The 14,832-nt window shown below is 68.6% G+C and carries 16 protein-coding genes; 8 read left to right on the top strand and 8 right to left on the bottom strand.

The annotated features are described in order from the left end of the window. Positions 1-20: 20 nt before the first annotated feature. Genes idi through CKW34_RS24750 form a run of 4 tightly spaced genes read right to left on the bottom strand, consistent with a single transcriptional unit; the run spans position 21 to position 3,384 of the window. Positions 21-620, bottom strand: a complete 600-nt coding sequence (gene idi, locus CKW34_RS00590; RefSeq protein WP_059382050.1) for an isopentenyl-diphosphate Delta-isomerase — start codon at positions 618-620, stop codon at positions 21-23. Positions 621-672: 52 nt separating this feature from the next. Next, a complete protein-coding gene (locus CKW34_RS00585; RefSeq protein WP_059382049.1) occupies positions 673-1,644 on the bottom strand; it encodes a phytoene/squalene synthase family protein in 972 nt (323 codons plus the stop codon). Beyond that, the gene (gene crtI, locus CKW34_RS00580) at positions 1,637-3,256 is read right to left on the bottom strand and encodes a phytoene desaturase family protein (protein ID WP_059382048.1); all 1,620 of its coding nucleotides are present in this window, start codon (positions 3,254-3,256) and stop codon (positions 1,637-1,639) included. The genes CKW34_RS00585 and crtI overlap by 8 nt, the downstream gene beginning before the upstream one ends. Then, the gene (locus CKW34_RS24750) at positions 3,253-3,384 is read right to left on the bottom strand and encodes a hypothetical protein (RefSeq protein ID WP_255247728.1); all 132 of its coding nucleotides are present in this window, start codon (positions 3,382-3,384) and stop codon (positions 3,253-3,255) included. Before CKW34_RS24750 ends, crtI begins: the two co-directional genes overlap by 4 nt. Positions 3,385-3,554: 170 nt before the next feature. Here CKW34_RS24750 and CKW34_RS00575 point away from each other — a divergent pair, with 170 nt between their 5' ends. Genes CKW34_RS00575 through CKW34_RS00565 form a run of 3 tightly spaced genes read left to right on the top strand, consistent with a single transcriptional unit; the run spans position 3,555 to position 6,010 of the window. Then, positions 3,555-4,328 carry a DUF427 domain-containing protein gene (locus CKW34_RS00575; RefSeq protein ID WP_059382047.1) on the top strand — a complete coding sequence of 258 codons (774 nt, stop codon included), beginning with the start codon at positions 3,555-3,557 and terminating at the stop codon, positions 4,326-4,328. Further along, entirely contained in the window at positions 4,325-5,752 is a 1,428-nt protein-coding gene (locus tag CKW34_RS00570; RefSeq protein WP_059382046.1) for a DHA2 family efflux MFS transporter permease subunit, read from the top strand. The genes CKW34_RS00575 and CKW34_RS00570 overlap by 4 nt, the downstream gene beginning before the upstream one ends. A gap of 12 nt (positions 5,753-5,764) precedes the next feature. Beyond that, complete coding sequence (locus CKW34_RS00565; RefSeq protein ID WP_059382045.1) at positions 5,765-6,010, top strand: hypothetical protein; 246 nt, start codon at positions 5,765-5,767, stop codon at positions 6,008-6,010. Here CKW34_RS00565 and CKW34_RS00560 read toward each other — a convergent pair. Together CKW34_RS00560 and CKW34_RS00555 are read right to left on the bottom strand one after the other, a co-directional pair. Beyond that, complete coding sequence (locus tag CKW34_RS00560; RefSeq protein WP_059382044.1) at positions 5,979-7,532, bottom strand: succinic semialdehyde dehydrogenase; 1,554 nt, start codon at positions 7,530-7,532, stop codon at positions 5,979-5,981. The genes CKW34_RS00565 and CKW34_RS00560 overlap by 32 nt on opposite strands. Before the next feature lie 66 nt (positions 7,533-7,598). Then, positions 7,599-8,339, bottom strand: coding sequence for a GAF and ANTAR domain-containing protein (locus tag CKW34_RS00555; RefSeq protein ID WP_059382043.1), 741 nt, complete (start codon positions 8,337-8,339; stop codon positions 7,599-7,601). Between the two features lie 141 nt (positions 8,340-8,480). Between CKW34_RS00555 and CKW34_RS00550 the strand changes: the two genes are divergently transcribed. Both CKW34_RS00550 and CKW34_RS00545 read left to right on the top strand, forming a co-directional pair. Beyond that, positions 8,481-9,590, top strand: a complete 1,110-nt coding sequence (locus CKW34_RS00550) for an adenylate/guanylate cyclase domain-containing protein (protein WP_059382042.1) — start codon at positions 8,481-8,483, stop codon at positions 9,588-9,590. A gap of 221 nt (positions 9,591-9,811) precedes the next feature. Then, positions 9,812-10,957: an MBL fold metallo-hydrolase gene (locus CKW34_RS00545; RefSeq protein ID WP_059382041.1), complete on the top strand. Its 1,146-nt coding sequence runs from the start codon at positions 9,812-9,814 to the stop codon at positions 10,955-10,957. 9 nt (positions 10,958-10,966) lie between these two features. Here the strand turns inward: CKW34_RS00545 and CKW34_RS00540 are convergent, their stop codons facing one another. Together CKW34_RS00540 and CKW34_RS00535 are read right to left on the bottom strand one after the other, a co-directional pair. Further along, positions 10,967-11,593: an SRPBCC family protein gene (locus CKW34_RS00540; protein WP_059382040.1), complete on the bottom strand. Its 627-nt coding sequence runs from the start codon at positions 11,591-11,593 to the stop codon at positions 10,967-10,969. After that, a complete protein-coding gene (locus tag CKW34_RS00535) occupies positions 11,590-11,973 on the bottom strand; it encodes an ArsR/SmtB family transcription factor (RefSeq protein ID WP_059382039.1) in 384 nt (127 codons plus the stop codon). The genes CKW34_RS00540 and CKW34_RS00535 overlap by 4 nt, the downstream gene beginning before the upstream one ends. Before the next feature lie 67 nt (positions 11,974-12,040). On the opposite strand from CKW34_RS00535, the gene CKW34_RS00530 reads away from it, so the two are divergent. The 3 genes from CKW34_RS00530 to rraA are packed head-to-tail and all read left to right on the top strand — an operon-like array spanning position 12,041 to position 14,824. Continuing rightward, entirely contained in the window at positions 12,041-13,885 is a 1,845-nt protein-coding gene (locus CKW34_RS00530) for an AMP-dependent synthetase/ligase (RefSeq protein ID WP_059382038.1), read from the top strand. An 18-nt stretch (positions 13,886-13,903) separates the two neighbouring features. Continuing rightward, complete coding sequence (locus CKW34_RS00525; RefSeq protein ID WP_059382037.1) at positions 13,904-14,287, top strand: DUF5313 family protein; 384 nt, start codon at positions 13,904-13,906, stop codon at positions 14,285-14,287. Between the two features lie 48 nt (positions 14,288-14,335). Further along, positions 14,336-14,824 (top strand): ribonuclease E activity regulator RraA, encoded by a 489-nt coding sequence (gene rraA, locus CKW34_RS00520; RefSeq protein ID WP_059382036.1) that lies wholly within the window; start codon positions 14,336-14,338, stop codon positions 14,822-14,824. Positions 14,825-14,832 lie beyond the last annotated feature (8 nt).

The following is a 14,832-nucleotide window of genomic DNA, read 5'->3' as shown; positions in this document are numbered from 1 at the left end:
CCTGTGGGCGGGATGAGGCCCTATCGGAGCTCGGGTGCCGTCCTGTCGGGTGCGGCGGGCGGCAGATCGGCGGCGGACGCCACGGGCCAGCGCAGCGGGTCGGGACCGAGCTTACGGAGCTGCTCCACCTGCTCGCGGCACCACACCGACACCTCACGGCGTCCCTCGACGACGTCCTCGGAGAACTCCGTCCAGTCGACCCACTCGGTGTCGTGCACCTCCGACGGCTCGGGGACCGGCGCCGGCCCGTCGTAGAGCACGCGGAAGACGGGGCAGATCTCGTTCTCCACGATGCCGTTGTCCATGACCGCCCGGTAGCGGAAGGACGGCAGGACCACCTCGATGTCGTGCACGTCGAGCCCGAGTTCCTGATGCAGCCGACGGCGCACGGCCTCGGTGAGCGGCTCGTCCGGCGCCGGATGACCGCAGCAGCTGTTCGTCAGGACACCGGGGAAGGTCGACTTGTCCAGGGCGCGCCGGGTGAGCAGAACGTTGCCGTGGGGGTCGAAGACGTACGACGAGAAGGCGAGGTGCAGCGGGGTGTCCGTGGTGTGCACCGTGGCCTTCGGTTCGATCCCGACCGCGCGACCTGCATCGTCGAGCAGCACGACCTGTTCCATGTGATGTCCTGTTCTGTATTCGTGTCCGGATTCCGGTTCGGCCGGACGGGCGTCACCGGCCGAGCAGCGGCGCGGTGGGCGTCCCCAGTCTCGACCGTGAACGCAGCGTGGTCCAACCGGCCGAGGCCAGCCGCGGTGCCGCCACCGACAGGCGCCGGCGCCGCGACACGCGTGCGCGCTGGTGGAGTACCCGGTATCCGCTCTCCTCCACCGCCCGCAGGATGTCGCCGTACAGGACGAAGGCGGTCCGCATCGCGGGACGCACCTTGGGGTCGAGCAGGTCGATGCCCGGTTCGGCCACGCGGTAGATCGAGCGGGTGTGCGCGATCAGGTGTGCGAGAGCGCGCTCGAGCCGCACGTCGCGCTGCCCGGTCGTGCGGCAGTGCCACAGCAGGTCCTCGTCCACGTCGAAGGCGGCGAGGATGTCGGTGGGCAGGTAGATGCGGTCGCGGTCGAGGTCCTCGCCCATGTCGCGGATGAAGTTGGTGAGCTGGAATGCCTCGCCGAGCGCGGCGGCGGGGGCCTCGGCCCGTTCGCGTGCGCCCTCGATCCCGAGGATGGGCAGCATCTGCAGTCCGATGACGGCGGCCGAGCCGTACATGTACTCCGACAGTTCGTCCATCGTGCGGTACCGCGACCGGAACAGTTCGGTGCCGGGGATGTCCATCCGCATCGACCGCAGGAAGGCGTAGTAGTACTCGTGCGGGATGTCGTACCGCTGCGTGGTGTCGACGAGGGCCCGCAGCACGAGACCGAAGTCGTCGTAGGTCGGCGGCCTGCCCCCGAGCGCATCGGAGAGGCGGCGCTCGAGCGCGTCGAGAACCGGTGCCGCGTCGACCGGTTTCACGTCGACGATGTCGTCGACCATCCGCGCGAAACCGTAGAGGGCGTGCACCCCGGCCCGCTTGGACGCCGGGAAGATGCGGGTCGCGAGGAAGTAGGTCTTGCCGTGTCGCCGGTTGAGCTCACGGCACAGCTGATACGCCTCGTGCAGCTCGGGATCGATCCCGTCGAGTTCACCCATGAGCAACCGCACCTGCTTCCATCGGAATCGACATCGTCGTGGGACCGGCGGTCGCGCCACCGGAGATTCGTTCTGCGGCAAGACGCCCGGAGATGAGCACGGTCGGGACGCCGACACCCGGCGTGGTGCCCGACCCGGCGAGGACGAGATTGTCGACGCCGTGCACGAGGTTCGGGCGGCGGAAGGGTCCGGTCTGCCGGAACAGGTGCGCGGCCGAGAAGGGGCTGCCGTCGAGCATGCCCTTGTCTGCCCAGGTCTGCGGGGTGTCGAGGTGGTCGACCCGCATGGAGCCCGCCAGTCCCCGGTAGCCGCGCTGCTCGAGGACCTGCTGGATCTCCCGCATGTAGGGCCTGCCGAGGCGCTCCCAATCGAGGGGTGCGGCAGCGAGATTCGGGCACGGCGCCAGCACCGAGACCGGCTCGCACTCGATACCGTCCCGCACGACCCGCAGGGACGGATCGGTCACGGCGGGTCGCGTGATGAGCAGGGACGGATCGGCCATCAACCGGCCGCGGCCGCGCGGCGCGGTGATCCGCGCGAAGGTCTCCGCCCACTCGGCACCGAAATCGATGGTGTGGTGGGAATCCGGCCAGGCCTGTGTCACGTCGGTGGGCACCGTGCCGTGGAAGACCACGGCCGAGGGCGATGCGACGGTGGCGCTGCGGGCGCGGCGGCGCGGCGGGACCCCGGCGCGCAGCAGCAGATCGTCGACCACGGGCAGGTCCACGGTGAGGACGACGGCGTCGGCGGCGAACTCCCGGCCGTCCGCGGATCGCACGTTCTTCGCGCGGCCGCCGTCGACGCGGAGTTCCGACACCTCGACGCCGGTGTGCACGGTGCCGCCGTTGCGGACGAGCGCATCGACCATCGCGGCGGCGATGGTGGACATGCCGCCCTTCGGGAAGTAGACGCCGAGCGAGGTGTCCATGTGGGCAATGGCGCCGTAGACCGCCAGCGCCGTCGACGGTGCGGTGCCCGCGTACAGGGCCTGGAAGGTGAAGATGCGCCGGAGACGGTCGTCCCGGATGAAGGATCCGACGCGCGATCCGAGTCGGCCGAAGCCGCCGAGCCGGACGAGGTTGGCGGTGTCCCGCAGCGCCGCAGGTGTCGACACGAGGTCGAGCGGCGAGTCGAAGTTGGAGTCGATGTAGCGGTCGAACTCGGCGTCGAAGATCGATGCGAGCCAGCGGCGCAGCCGCCGGTATCCGCCGGCCTCGTCGGGACCGCACACGCGCGCGATCTCGGCGGTCATCTCGTCCGGATCGGAGTACACGTTCAGGGCGGTGCCGTCGGCGAAGCGCGCGTGGTAGCCGGGTGCGAGCGGGGTGAGGTCGAGAGCCGGGGTGGTCGAGCCGAAGGATTCCCCGACGGCCGTGAGCGCGTCGGCGATGAGGTTCGGCATCGTCAGCACGCTGGCACCGTTGTCGATGTCGTAGAGATGCTGCCCGTCCTCGAACACCGGGTACGTACCGACGCGGCCACCGACCGTGTCCTCGCGTTCGAGGACGGTGACGCGCTTGCCGGCGCCGGTGAGGTGGAGCGCCGCGGACAGTCCCGCGAGGCCCGCACCCACCACCACGACGGATTCGACGGAGCCGCCGACGGACCTCACGCCTTTGCTCCCTGCACGCGCGGGGTCGTCTGCTCCGTGCGCGTGCGCGCTTCCATGAACAGCTGGAGGAAACCCACGGGCGGGTGCGGGTGCCGATTCTCGTTCTGCCGGGCTTCGTAGTTGGGCATGATCGGTGTTCCTCTGGTCGTCGCCTGAGCCGCAGGGGCGTGCGGAGTGTCGGTCGGTTCGGGTGACGGCCTTCACGCCGTCTCTTGCCGTATTCGGAGCCGGTCGCCGCGCGGATGGGTCGGGCTTCCGGATTCGTCCCGTCCCTGGACGGGCGCGATACGGTCGAGGTATGACCGCCCGCAAGACCGCTGTGCTCCGACGGCCGCCGGAGACCGACGACTACCTCTACGAACCCGTCGATCGCAGGATCCGAGGTGAGTGGTTCGGCAGGAAGGTCGTCGACAGCACCCGGGCCGTGCTGGTGTGGGCGCCCGGCAAGCCCGTCCCGTTCTATGCCTTCCCCCGCGAGGACGTCCGGCTCGACCTGATCTCGGCGTCCCTGTCGCCGAGCCGCTCCCGGCAGGACGTGTGGCAGTGGTACGACATCGTCGTCGGCGACCAGCGGGCCTATTCACCGGTCTGCCAGCTCGACGTCGACGGGCTCGACGACCGTCTCGTCTTCCAGTGGTTCCGGTGGGGTGAGACCGGGTCGGGTGACGACGTCGACGAAGGCGAGCGGTGGTTCGAGGAGGAGACCGAGGTGTTCACCCATCCGCGCGACCCCTATCACCGCGTCGACGCCCTGCGCAGCTCCCGGCACGTGCGGGTGGCCATCGGCGACGTCGTGGTCGCCGAGACCCGCAATCCCGTGCTCGTGTTCGAGACCGGCCTCCCGACCCGCTACTACCTGCCACCCGAGGACGTCGACTTCTCGGTGCTCGAGGAATCCGAGTGGCGGACGAGCTGCCCCTACAAGGGTGTCGCGCGGTACTGGTCGTTCTCCGGGACGCCGCCGGCCGAGAACGTCGCATGGTCGTACCCCGAGCCGTTCCCCGGCATGGAGTTCATCGAGGGATACGTGTGCTTCTACGACGACGCTGCGGAGATCACGGTCGAGGAGTGAGTGCGTCGGCTGCGGGACGCAGCGCTGCCCCGATCCCCGAACCTCGGGCCTGGCGTGCGCTGGCGGCCCTGTGCGTGGGTCTGTTCATCACCCTGCTCGACCAGTCGCTCGTGGCGGTGTCGTTGCCGCGCATCCGCGAGGATCTGGACGCGAGCATCAACCAGGTGGTGTGGGTGTCGGCGGCCTATCTGCTGACCTTCGCGGTTCCGCTGCTGGTCACCGGTCGTCTCGGCGACCGATTCGGTCAGCGCAACGTCTACCTGGTGGGCATGGCGATCTTCACGGCCGCGGCCCTCGCGTGCTCGATGGCGCCGACGATCGAGTGGTTGATCGCGCTGCGTGCGGTGCAGGGGCTCGGCGGGTCGCTGATCAACCCGCAGCCGCTGAGCATCATCCACCGGATCTTCGCGCACGACCGGCGGGGCGCGGCCACCGGTGTGTGGAGCGCGGTGGCGAGTTCGGCGGGTCTGTTCGGCCCCGTCCTCGGTGGGGTGCTCGTCGGTACCGGCGGGTGGCGGTGGGTCTTCTTCGTCTACATCCCGCTGGGCCTCATCTCTCTGGTGATGGTCGCGCGGTACGTGCCGAAGCTGCCGACCGGTGCGCGTCGCATCGACGTGCTGAGTGCCGTCGTCTCGCTGGTGGCGGTCACCGGGGTCATCTTCTCCCTGCAGCAGGGCCCCGAGGTCGGCTGGACCGTGTGGGTCTGGGTCGTCCTCGGTATCGGGATCGTGGCATTCGGGATGTTCGTGCGACTGCAGCGAACCGCGGCGGCCCGCGGCACCGAGGCGCTGGCCCCGCTCGGGTTGTTCACCCGCCGCAACTTCGCCCTCGGAGTGACCGCCGTGGCGACGCTGGGTTTCACGGTCTACGCCGTGAACCTGCCGATCATGCTCTACCTGCAGGTCGGTCAAGGGCTGTCCGCGCAGGTCGCGGGTCTGATGCTGGTGCCGATGGGTGTGATCTCGGTGATCATGGCGCCGGTGATCGGACGCGTCACCGATCGGGTCGCGCCGGGTCGGATCTCCCGGATCGGTTTCTCCGCGATGATCGCGGCGATGCTGTCGTTCGGTGTGGCGATGCACCTCGGGGTGTCCGTCGGCTGGCTCCTGATCCCGATCGTGCTGCTCGGTTTCGCCAACTCGTTGTGCTGGGCCCCGAACTCGACGATCTCGCTGCGCGACCTGCCCGGTGACCTCGTCGGTGCCGGTTCGGGCGTCTACAACACCGCCCGGCAGGTCGGCGCGGTGCTCGGTGCGGCCGCCCTCGGCGCGGTGATGCAGATGGGCGAGGGGACGCTTGCGTTCGGTGCCGCGATGGGCAATGCGGTGCTGCTCCCGGTGATCTTCCTCGTGGTGGGGCTGGTGGCGGTCTCCCGTTTCCGCGAGGCCGAGATCCGGCCCGCCACCGATCGCCAACGTCGGTGAGAATAACGATCTGTGAACCGGCATCGACGATCCGATTCGCTGACCCCCGGTGCGGTCCGGGCACTGCCCGACGCGCTCCGGCACCCGGTTCTCGAGGCGTACAACGATGCGCTCGTGCCGATCTACCTGTACATCGCGCCGCTCGTGGTGGCCGCGGGGGTCCTGCTGTGTCTCGTCGTCGAGAAACCCCTCGCGACCACCATCGTGCGGAAGAACGATCCGGTGCCTAGCGACCCGGCAACCACTGCATCGACTTGACGAAGGGGGCGAGCATCTTCGCCCACACCCGCCGCGGTAGTCCGCGCGGGCCGTCGAGATTGAGCAGTCGCGTCGTTGCGATGGTCTGCGCCTCGGTGTACTTGTACAGGCCCTCCGCGCCGTGGCGACGGCCCATGCCGGAGATGCCCATCCCGCCCATCGGCGCGTCGGTGCTGCCCCATGCCGGGGCGTATCCCTCGTCGACGTTCACCGTGCCGGCACGCACCCGCGCCGCGATGGCCTCGCCCTGCGCCTTCGTCGCCGCCCACACCGACGCGTTGAGTCCGTACTCGGTGTCGTTGGCCTCGCGGATCGCCTCCTCGACGTCGTCCACCGGGTAGATCGACACCACCGGGCCGAACGTCTCTCCCCGGTAGCACTCGGCGTCCTCGGGCACGTCCGTGAGCACCGTGGGTTCGAAGAACAGCGGGCCGAGGTCGGGCCGCGCCTTTCCGCCGGCGACGACGGTCGCGCCCTTGGCGACGGCGTCCTCGACGTGCCGGGTCACCGTCTTGACCTGGCTCTCGCTGATGAGGCAGCCCATCTCGGTGCCGAAGTCGTAGTCGGGACCGAGCGACATCTCGCGCACCCGCGCCCCGAACATCCGGATGAACTCGGGGGCGATCGACTTCTCGACGTAGATCCGCTCGATCGAGATGCACAGCTGCCCGGAGTTCGAGAAGCACGCCCGCACCGCGGCGTTCGTGACCTCGCGCAGGTTCACCCCGGCGGTGACGATCATGGGGTTCTTGCCGCCGAGTTCGGCGGAGAACCCGATGAGGCGCCGGCCGGCCTGCTCGGCGAGCAGACGTCCGGTCTCCGACGAACCCGTGAACATCAGGTAGTCGGTGTTCTCGACGATCGCGGTGCCCACCACGGTGCCGGGACCGGTGACCACGGCGAAGACGTCGCGGGGAACACCGGCCTCGTAGAGGAGTTCGACGACGGCGAGCGCGCAGTAGGGCGTCTGGCTGTCGGGCTTGAGCACCACGCTGTTGCCGGCGAGCAGGGCGGGGATCGCATCCGAGACCGCCAGCGTCATCGGGTAGTTCCACGGCGCGATCACGCCGACGACACCCTTGGGATGGTGCAGGACGGTGGTCTTCGTCAGGCCCGGCAGCATGCCCGTGGCCTTGCGGGGGCGCAGCAGCTTCGGTGCGACGCGCGCGTAGAACCGCGCGGTCATCGAGATGTCGAGCACCTCTTCCTGCGCGGAGACCCGGGACTTGCCGGTCTCGGCCTGCGCCATGTCCATGAGCTGCTCGCGCCGGGAGAGCACGAGTTCGCGGTAGCGGTGCATGATCGCGGCACGCTTCTCGACGGGGAGCTTCGCCCACGCGACCTGCGCGGTGCGAGCCCGGTCGATCGCGGCCTTCGTGTCCTCGGCCGTGCCGACCGGCACGGTGGCCAGTTCCCGTCCGGTGTACGCCTCGACGACGGGGCGGGTGGTCCGCTCGGCGGCGTCGGGGATCGCGATGAGGTCGGCAAGACGCTGGAAGGTCGCAGCGCTCGGAGCTGGCATGATGCACCCCTACCGGTGAGTAGTACTTGCGGTTTCACCAAACCTACCCGGGCGGGGTGTGTGCTGTCACACAGACGTGGGGTCGGCCTCCGCCTCGTGCTTGTGCTCGTCGCCCTTGCGCTCGGTACCGGCCTCGACGATCCGCCGGGCGATCTCGGCGAGGGGGACGTTGCTGTCCTGCGAGAGCTTGCGTAACAGTTCGAAGGCCGCGACGGCGTCGATACCGAAACGTTCCATGATCATGCCCTTCGCCTGCCCGATGATGTCGCGGGTCGCCAGGGCGGACGCGAACTGCCCCTGACTGCGCGCCGCGCTCATCGCCATCGCCGCGTGGGCGGCCAGGACCTCGGCGGTCGCCTCCGCGAGAGGACCGAATGCGTCGGCCTCGAAGGAGAACATGTTCAGCGCGCCCATGCTCTCCTGATCGAGATACAGCTGGAACGACAAGGCGCCGAGCACACCCGCATCCACGGCGGCCTTCGCAAAACGTGGCCAGCGTGTTTCCGTCCGAAGGTCGTCGGCGCGCACCACGAGGTACTTGAAGCTCGCATCGAGGCACGGACCCTCGCCGAACTGTTCCTGGACGTCGTCGAGGTGCTCGGCGATCTCCGAGGTCGCGGCGAGGGAACGGAAGTGCTTGCGTCCGGTCACGATGAGGATGTCGGCACAGGCGGCCCCCTTCACCAGTTCGACGGCCGCCGCCGTCACACCGCGCAGAGTCTCGTCGAGATCGGTCGGACGGTAGAAGCCACGCGCCAGCTGCGCGATACGACGACCGAGATCTCCGTCTTCCGACGAACGTGTCATGAGAACATCCCTCTCCGGCGGACAAGCTCATTACCCGACGAACCGGGCGAGATCCGGCACGCCACCCTCGTCGGGATCCACAGCACATGTGGCCCACAGGCGCTGGTCGCGGCGACCGCACCCGAACGTGTCAACGCACTGATGTTGATCTCGCCGTACTGCGAACCGTTGCTCGATTACGACCGGCCCCCGCACGGGTGGACCGAATCCGACGTCGACGAGTTCGTCGCGCTGTGGCGCGACGCCGTGCGGCACTGGGGCGAGGGACGCACGATGGCGCTGACCGACCTCCACGTCGACAGCCCTTACAACCGTCGGCTGATGGCCATGCTCGAACGGTGCTCCGCGTCGCCGAGCACGATGAGCGCCCACCTCGAGGCGAGTCTGCGGATCGACTATTCGCATGCCCTCGCCTCCGTGCAGTGCCCGACGAAGGTGGTGCTGCTCGCCGGAGGCTCGATGCCGATGGCCGCGGCGAGACATGTGGCCGATCTGGTGCCGCACGGAGAATTCGTGATCACGCGGCCGTCACCGCGCGGCGCCGCTCTCGGCGAAGCGTGGTCGCAGGTCCAGACGATCGTCGAGGAACTCGTCCGCGGGTCCGTCCCGCCCGTCGACGCCGGCCGGCGGTTCGCGGCCACCCTGTTCACCGACATCGTGGGATCGACCAGGCTCCTCGCACGCATCGGCGACACGTCCTACCGGGCTCTGCTCGCGCGTCACGAACGCGACGTGCGGTTCGCCGTGACCGAAGCGGGTGGAGAGCTGATGAGCATCGTCGGGGACGGCACCTTCAGTCTGTTCGACGGGCCCGTGGCCGCCGTGCAGTGCGCGGCGCGGATCGTCGCGGAGGCCCGCCGCCTCGGGTTCGAGGTGCGCGCCGGGGTGCACGTCGGCACCGTCGAGCCCACCGGGACGGACGTCACCGGTCTGACCGTGCACGTGGGGGCACGCATCGGCGCAGCGGCGGGCCCCGGCGAGGTGCTCGTCTCGAGCCATGTGCGCGAGCTGGCCGGTGGATCGGGACTGCAGTTCGCCGACAGGGGCTCGCATCGGCTCGCCGGCGTGCCGGGCAAGGTCCACCTGTTCGCCCTGACCGGCGGACAGCCGTCCCTGCAGGCGCCGCGGAAACGAGTCTCGCTCAACACCTTCGACCGCGTCGTTCTCCGGGCGGCGCGACGCACGCCGCAGGTACTGCGTTCGGCTGCCGCACACGCGAACGCCCGGCAGCGGCGACGCTCGGACGGTTGAACACGAGCGGCGGGGCACCGACATCGGGCGGATCGTGTGGTCCGGCCGCGCTCACCGGATCACGACCGCGCTCACCGGATCGACGCCCCCTCATCCCGGAAATATGGTCTGCGTCACATCGGATCACGGAACGGTTCGCGGCGACTCGACCGGAGGGGAGCGTGTACATGTGTGATGTTCTGGGACGGCTGTACTCGGCCGGAGTGTCCCGACGAAAGTTGTTGGCCAGTTTCGCCGTCGGCGCCACGGCTGTGGCGGCCACCGCATGCAGTCCCGGTACCGACACGGCTGTTGCGGCTCCATCGCCCGATCGCCGGTTCGCGCCGGAGCCGTATCGGGGGCAGCGTACGCGCCTGGTTCTGCTCGGCACCTCGGGCGGTCCTCCCTACTGGCCGGGGAGCGAACGCGAAGGCATCTCCTCCGCCGTCGTGGTCGGAGACCGGTACTACCTCGTCGACGCCGGTCACGGTGTCATGCGGCGCCTACGAGGGGCGGAACTCGGACCCAACTTCGACACCGATATCGACGGCCCCCTCGATGCCCTGGGCGGCATCTTCCTGACCCATCTCCATTCCGATCATGTCGTCGACCTCAACAACATCCTCACCGAGGGGATCTACAACGGACTGCAGCACGTGGAGAAGATCCCCGTCTACGGCCCGGGCAATCGTGGAGTACTCCCACCCCTGTTCGGGCAGGGCCCCGCACCGGAACCCGTGGCACCCGGCAATCCGACACCGGGTACCCGGGAGATGACGGACCTGATCGTCCAGGCGTTCGCCACCGATTTCAACGATCGTCTGTTCGACAACCGCAAGCCCGCCCCCGACGCCCTGTGGGAGGCCTTCGACGTTCCGGTACCGGCGCAGTATCTGGCCGATCCGAACGGCAACCCCTGCCCCGACATGGAACCGTTCACCTTCTTCGAGGACGACCGCGTCCGGGTGTCCGCGACCATGGTCGACCACGCTCCCGTCTTTCCCGCTCTCGCCTACCGTTTCGACAGCGACGACGGTTCGATCGTCTTCTCCGGAGACACCGGCCCCACACCCAATCTTGTGAAACTCGCACGGGGAGCGGACGTTCTGGTACACGAGGTAATCGACCCGGCCTGGCCGGAGTCGTTGTTCCCCGAGCCCCGCACGGATGCCCAGGAAGGGCTATACCAGCACCTCGTCCAATCACACACCCTCATCGAGGATCTCGGTCCGATCGCCCAGGAAGCGGGCGTGGGAACGCTGGTACTCTCACACATGGTCCCGGGCAATCGACCCGATTCCACCTGGGAAGGATGCGGCGCCGGATTCGACGGGCGCCTGGTGATCGGCCACGATCTCGACGTGGTCGGCGTCGGCGCCCCTGCCTGATCCGGCTCTCTATCCGCCCGTGTAGAACGCACTCGTCCGTTCGGCGGCGACGCGCGCCTGTTCGGGGTCCTCGCCCGCGGCGATGTCGGCCTCGCACCAGGCCGCGCTGCTGTCGCGGACGAACTGCAGGCCTTCCTCGGACATCGACCAGGATTCGAATTCCTTCGGATCCACCGCCTCTCCCGATTCGATGTGCAGGCCGAGTCCGAGAAGTGCCTGGTCCCAACCGATACCGACCGCGCCCGGGCCGTACTGCTCCCAGTGCTCGTCGGGGCGGGCGATGTGCGAGAGTTCGAGGCGCGCACGGTCTCCCGGTTCGGGCAGGACCGACACCTCGATCCAGCTCACCTGGCCCGCGAATTCCCAGGTGGCCGTGAACGTCCTGGGCGGATCGCAGGTAAGGATCTCGCCACCGGCGTTGCCCTGGAGCTGGTACCGGCCACCGACCTCGAGGTCTCCCTCGACGGGCAGGAACCAGCGCGGGATGCGTCGCGGGTCGGTGCATGCCTCCCACAGGTCCTCGGCGCTCGTGCGGTAGCTGCGCGAGATCGTGACGACCTTGGCTTCGTGGCCCTCGACGGTGCGACGACCGACCGTGCGGCGACTCGTCTCGTTGCCCGTGATCACATTCTTCATGAGGATTTCCTTCTCTCGTCGGAAGCAGGGAGCGCGGGCGGGACGGCGTCGCGGTTCCGCCGCTCACGCTTGCCGCGCGCGATCTCGGTCTCCAGCGCGTCGAGCGCCGCGAAGACCGGGGGATGCAGGCCCGCGAGCCAGTCCTCGAGTTCCACGAGGACTGCGGGATCGAGTTCGTAGTAGCGGCGGGTGCCGTCCTTGTGGACGACGGTGAACCGCTGGTCGCGCAGGATCTTGAGATGTTGTGAGACCGCCGGCTGGGATATGGAGAACTCCCGGCCGATCGCCGCGACGATCTCCCCGGCCGCCTGCGGACCGCCCGCGAGCAGTTCCAGAATGCGGCGGCGAACCGGATCTGCGAGGACCTCGAACCCGTGCATGGCCCCACTATATAAGTTCCAACTTATATTCACCAGAAGGACGGTTCCGCTACCTAGACTTCGATATATGACGACAACGACGCGCGTCTCCGAGGAAAAGGTCGACCGAGCGGTCATCGACAACCGGGCTCCCTCGGTCGCCCGCCTGTTGATCGATCGAGTGGCCGCCACACCCGACGCCGAGGCCTTCCGCTTCCCCGACGGGAAGGACGGCTGGACGTCGGTCACGTGGGAACAGACCGGTGATCGGGTACGCCTGCTCGCGGCCGGCCTGATCGCTCTGGGTATCGAGCCCGAGGACCGCGTGGCCCTCGCGTCGTCCACCCGCTACGAATGGGTGCTCGGCGACCTCGCCGTCATGTGCGCGGGCGCCGCGACCACCACCGTCTACCCCACCACCCACGCCGACGACGTCGCGTTCATCGTCGCCGACTCCGGCAGCCGGATCGTCATCGCCGAGGACGCCGGGCAGGTCGAGAAACTCGTGGGCCACCGCGGCGATCTACCCGACGTGGCGAAGGTCGTGGTCCTCGACGGCACCGGCGACGGCGACTGGGTCATCACCTTCGACGAACTCGCCGAACTGGGCCGCGGCCTGCTCGCCGAGGACTCCGGCGCGGTGCTGAACCGGATCCACAGCATCAGGGCCGAGCACCTGGCCACCCTCATCTACACCTCGGGCACCACCGGTAAGCCCAAGGGCGTGCGCCTGCCGCACTCGGCGTGGACCTACGAGGCCGCCGCCATCGACTCGCTGCACATGCTCACCTCCGACGACCTGCAGTACCTGTGGCTGCCGCTGTCCCACGTCTTCGGCAAGGTGCTGCTCACCCTCCCCCTGCAGATCGGCTTCCCCACCGCTGTGGACGGACGCGTCGACAAGATCGTCGAGAACCTCGCCGTCGTCCGCCCGACCTTCATGGGTGCGGCCCCGCGCATCTTCGAGAAGGCCCACGCACGCGTCGAGGGAATGATGGAGGAGGAAGGCGGCGCCAAGAAGAAGATCTTCGACTGGGCCGTGGGCGTGGGCCGGAACGTGTCGAGGGCCAAGCAGGCCGGCAGGTCGCCCGGACTGCTCGACAACCTGCAGCACGGCCTCGCCGACAAGCTGGTCTTCTCCACCATCCGCGAACGCTTCGGCGGCCGCCTGCGGTTCTTCATCTCCGGGTCGGCGGCGCTCAACCCCGACGTCGGCGAGTGGTTCGACGCCGTCGGCATCCCCGTCCTCGAGGGTTACGGCCTCACGGAGACCTCGGCCGCGACGTTCGTCAACCGTCCCTACGCCAACCGCATCGGCACGGTGGGCTGGCCCGTCCCGGGCACGGAGGTCCGCATCGCGGAGGACGGCGAGGTGCTCGTCCGGGGCCCGGGTGTGATGACCGGCTATCACAACCGGCCCGACGCGACCGCCGAGTCGCTCTCCGACGACGGATGGTTCCACACGGGCGACATCGGCAGCCTCGACGACGAGGGTTACCTGCGCATCACCGACCGCAAGAAGGACATGTTCAAGACGTCGCAGGGCAAGTACGTCGCCCCGTCGTCGCTGGCAGCGACCTTCAGGGGCATGTGCCCGTATGCGTCGGAGATCGTCGTCTACGGCGAGGGCAAGCCCTACTGCGTGGCGCTGGTGGCGCTCGACCCCGAGTCCGTCGGCGAATGGGCGAACAAGAACGGGTTGAGCGGATCGTTCGAGGACATCGCGCGGCACGAGAAGACCCACGAACTGATCTCCGGATACATCGACGAGCTGAACCTGCAGCTCAACCGGTGGGAGCAGATCAAGAAGTTCACGATCATCGAACGCGAACTGTCGGTCGAGTCGGGCGACCTGACACCGAGCATGAAGCTGCGCAGGAAGGTCGTCGTCGACAACTTCGCCGACAGGCTGGCAGGCCTCTACGACAAGTGACGGCCTATCCTGGATCTCATGATGAGTAGTGCACGACCGAATTTCCTGCAGCGGATCGGCTACATGTTCGGTCGCGCGCTACCGCCCGAGATGCGGGAGTGGGTACGCGAGGACGTCCTCGGCCCCGGCGGAGCACGCCGCTACCTGCTGCGATGGAACCTGCCGATCATCCCGCTGCTCCTGCTGTTCCTGTTCATCCCTGGGCCGGTGTGGATCCCGATCGCGATGATGCTGTTGCTGCTGCTGCCGTGGATCTACTTCTCGGTGGCGCTGATGCCCATCTGGCAACGGCACCGCCTCCAGCAGCACGGGCTCGATCCGGAACTGCTCAGCGCGAAGGCACGCGCCCGCGCCGCGCGCGAACGCGAGGACTACGAGCGCCGTTTCGGCCGCGCGTCCTGACCGGACCTCCCCACCGTGCGGGGAACTGCGCCCGCTTATCCTCGCACCATGAGTGACGCCCCTGCCTTCACAGCCACTGCAGACCTCGCCGACGAGATCGGCCCGGACATCCGCAGCTGCGACACGCAGTTCATCCAGTTCGGTGGCCGCGCCGAGTTCGTCGGTCCCATCACCACCATCCGCTGCTTCCAGGACAACCTGCTCGTCAAGCAGACCCTCTCCGAGCCGGGCAACGGCGGCGTGCTCGTCGTCGACGGCGGCGGCAGCATCCACACCGCACTCGTCGGCGACATCATCGCCGGTCGCGGTGTCGACAACGGCTGGGCCGGGGTCATCGTCAACGGCGCTGTCCGCGACTCCGCGATCCTGCGCACGCTCGACATCGGCATCAAGGCCCTCGGCACCAACCCGCGCAAGAGCACCCAGACCGGCTCCGGCGAGAAGAACGTGCCCGTCGAGATCGGGGGCGTGACGTTCAACCCGGGCGAGATCGTCTACAGCGACTCCGACGGCGTCGTCGTCCGCGGCGAGAACTGATCACCCGA

Source organism: Rhodococcus rhodochrous, from assembly GCF_900187265.1.
In the GTDB taxonomy this organism is placed as follows: Bacteria; Actinomycetota; Actinomycetes; order Mycobacteriales; family Mycobacteriaceae; genus Rhodococcus; species Rhodococcus rhodochrous.
The sequence above is the reverse complement of the archived record's forward strand: the minus strand, read 5'-3'. Positions and strand labels throughout refer to the sequence as shown.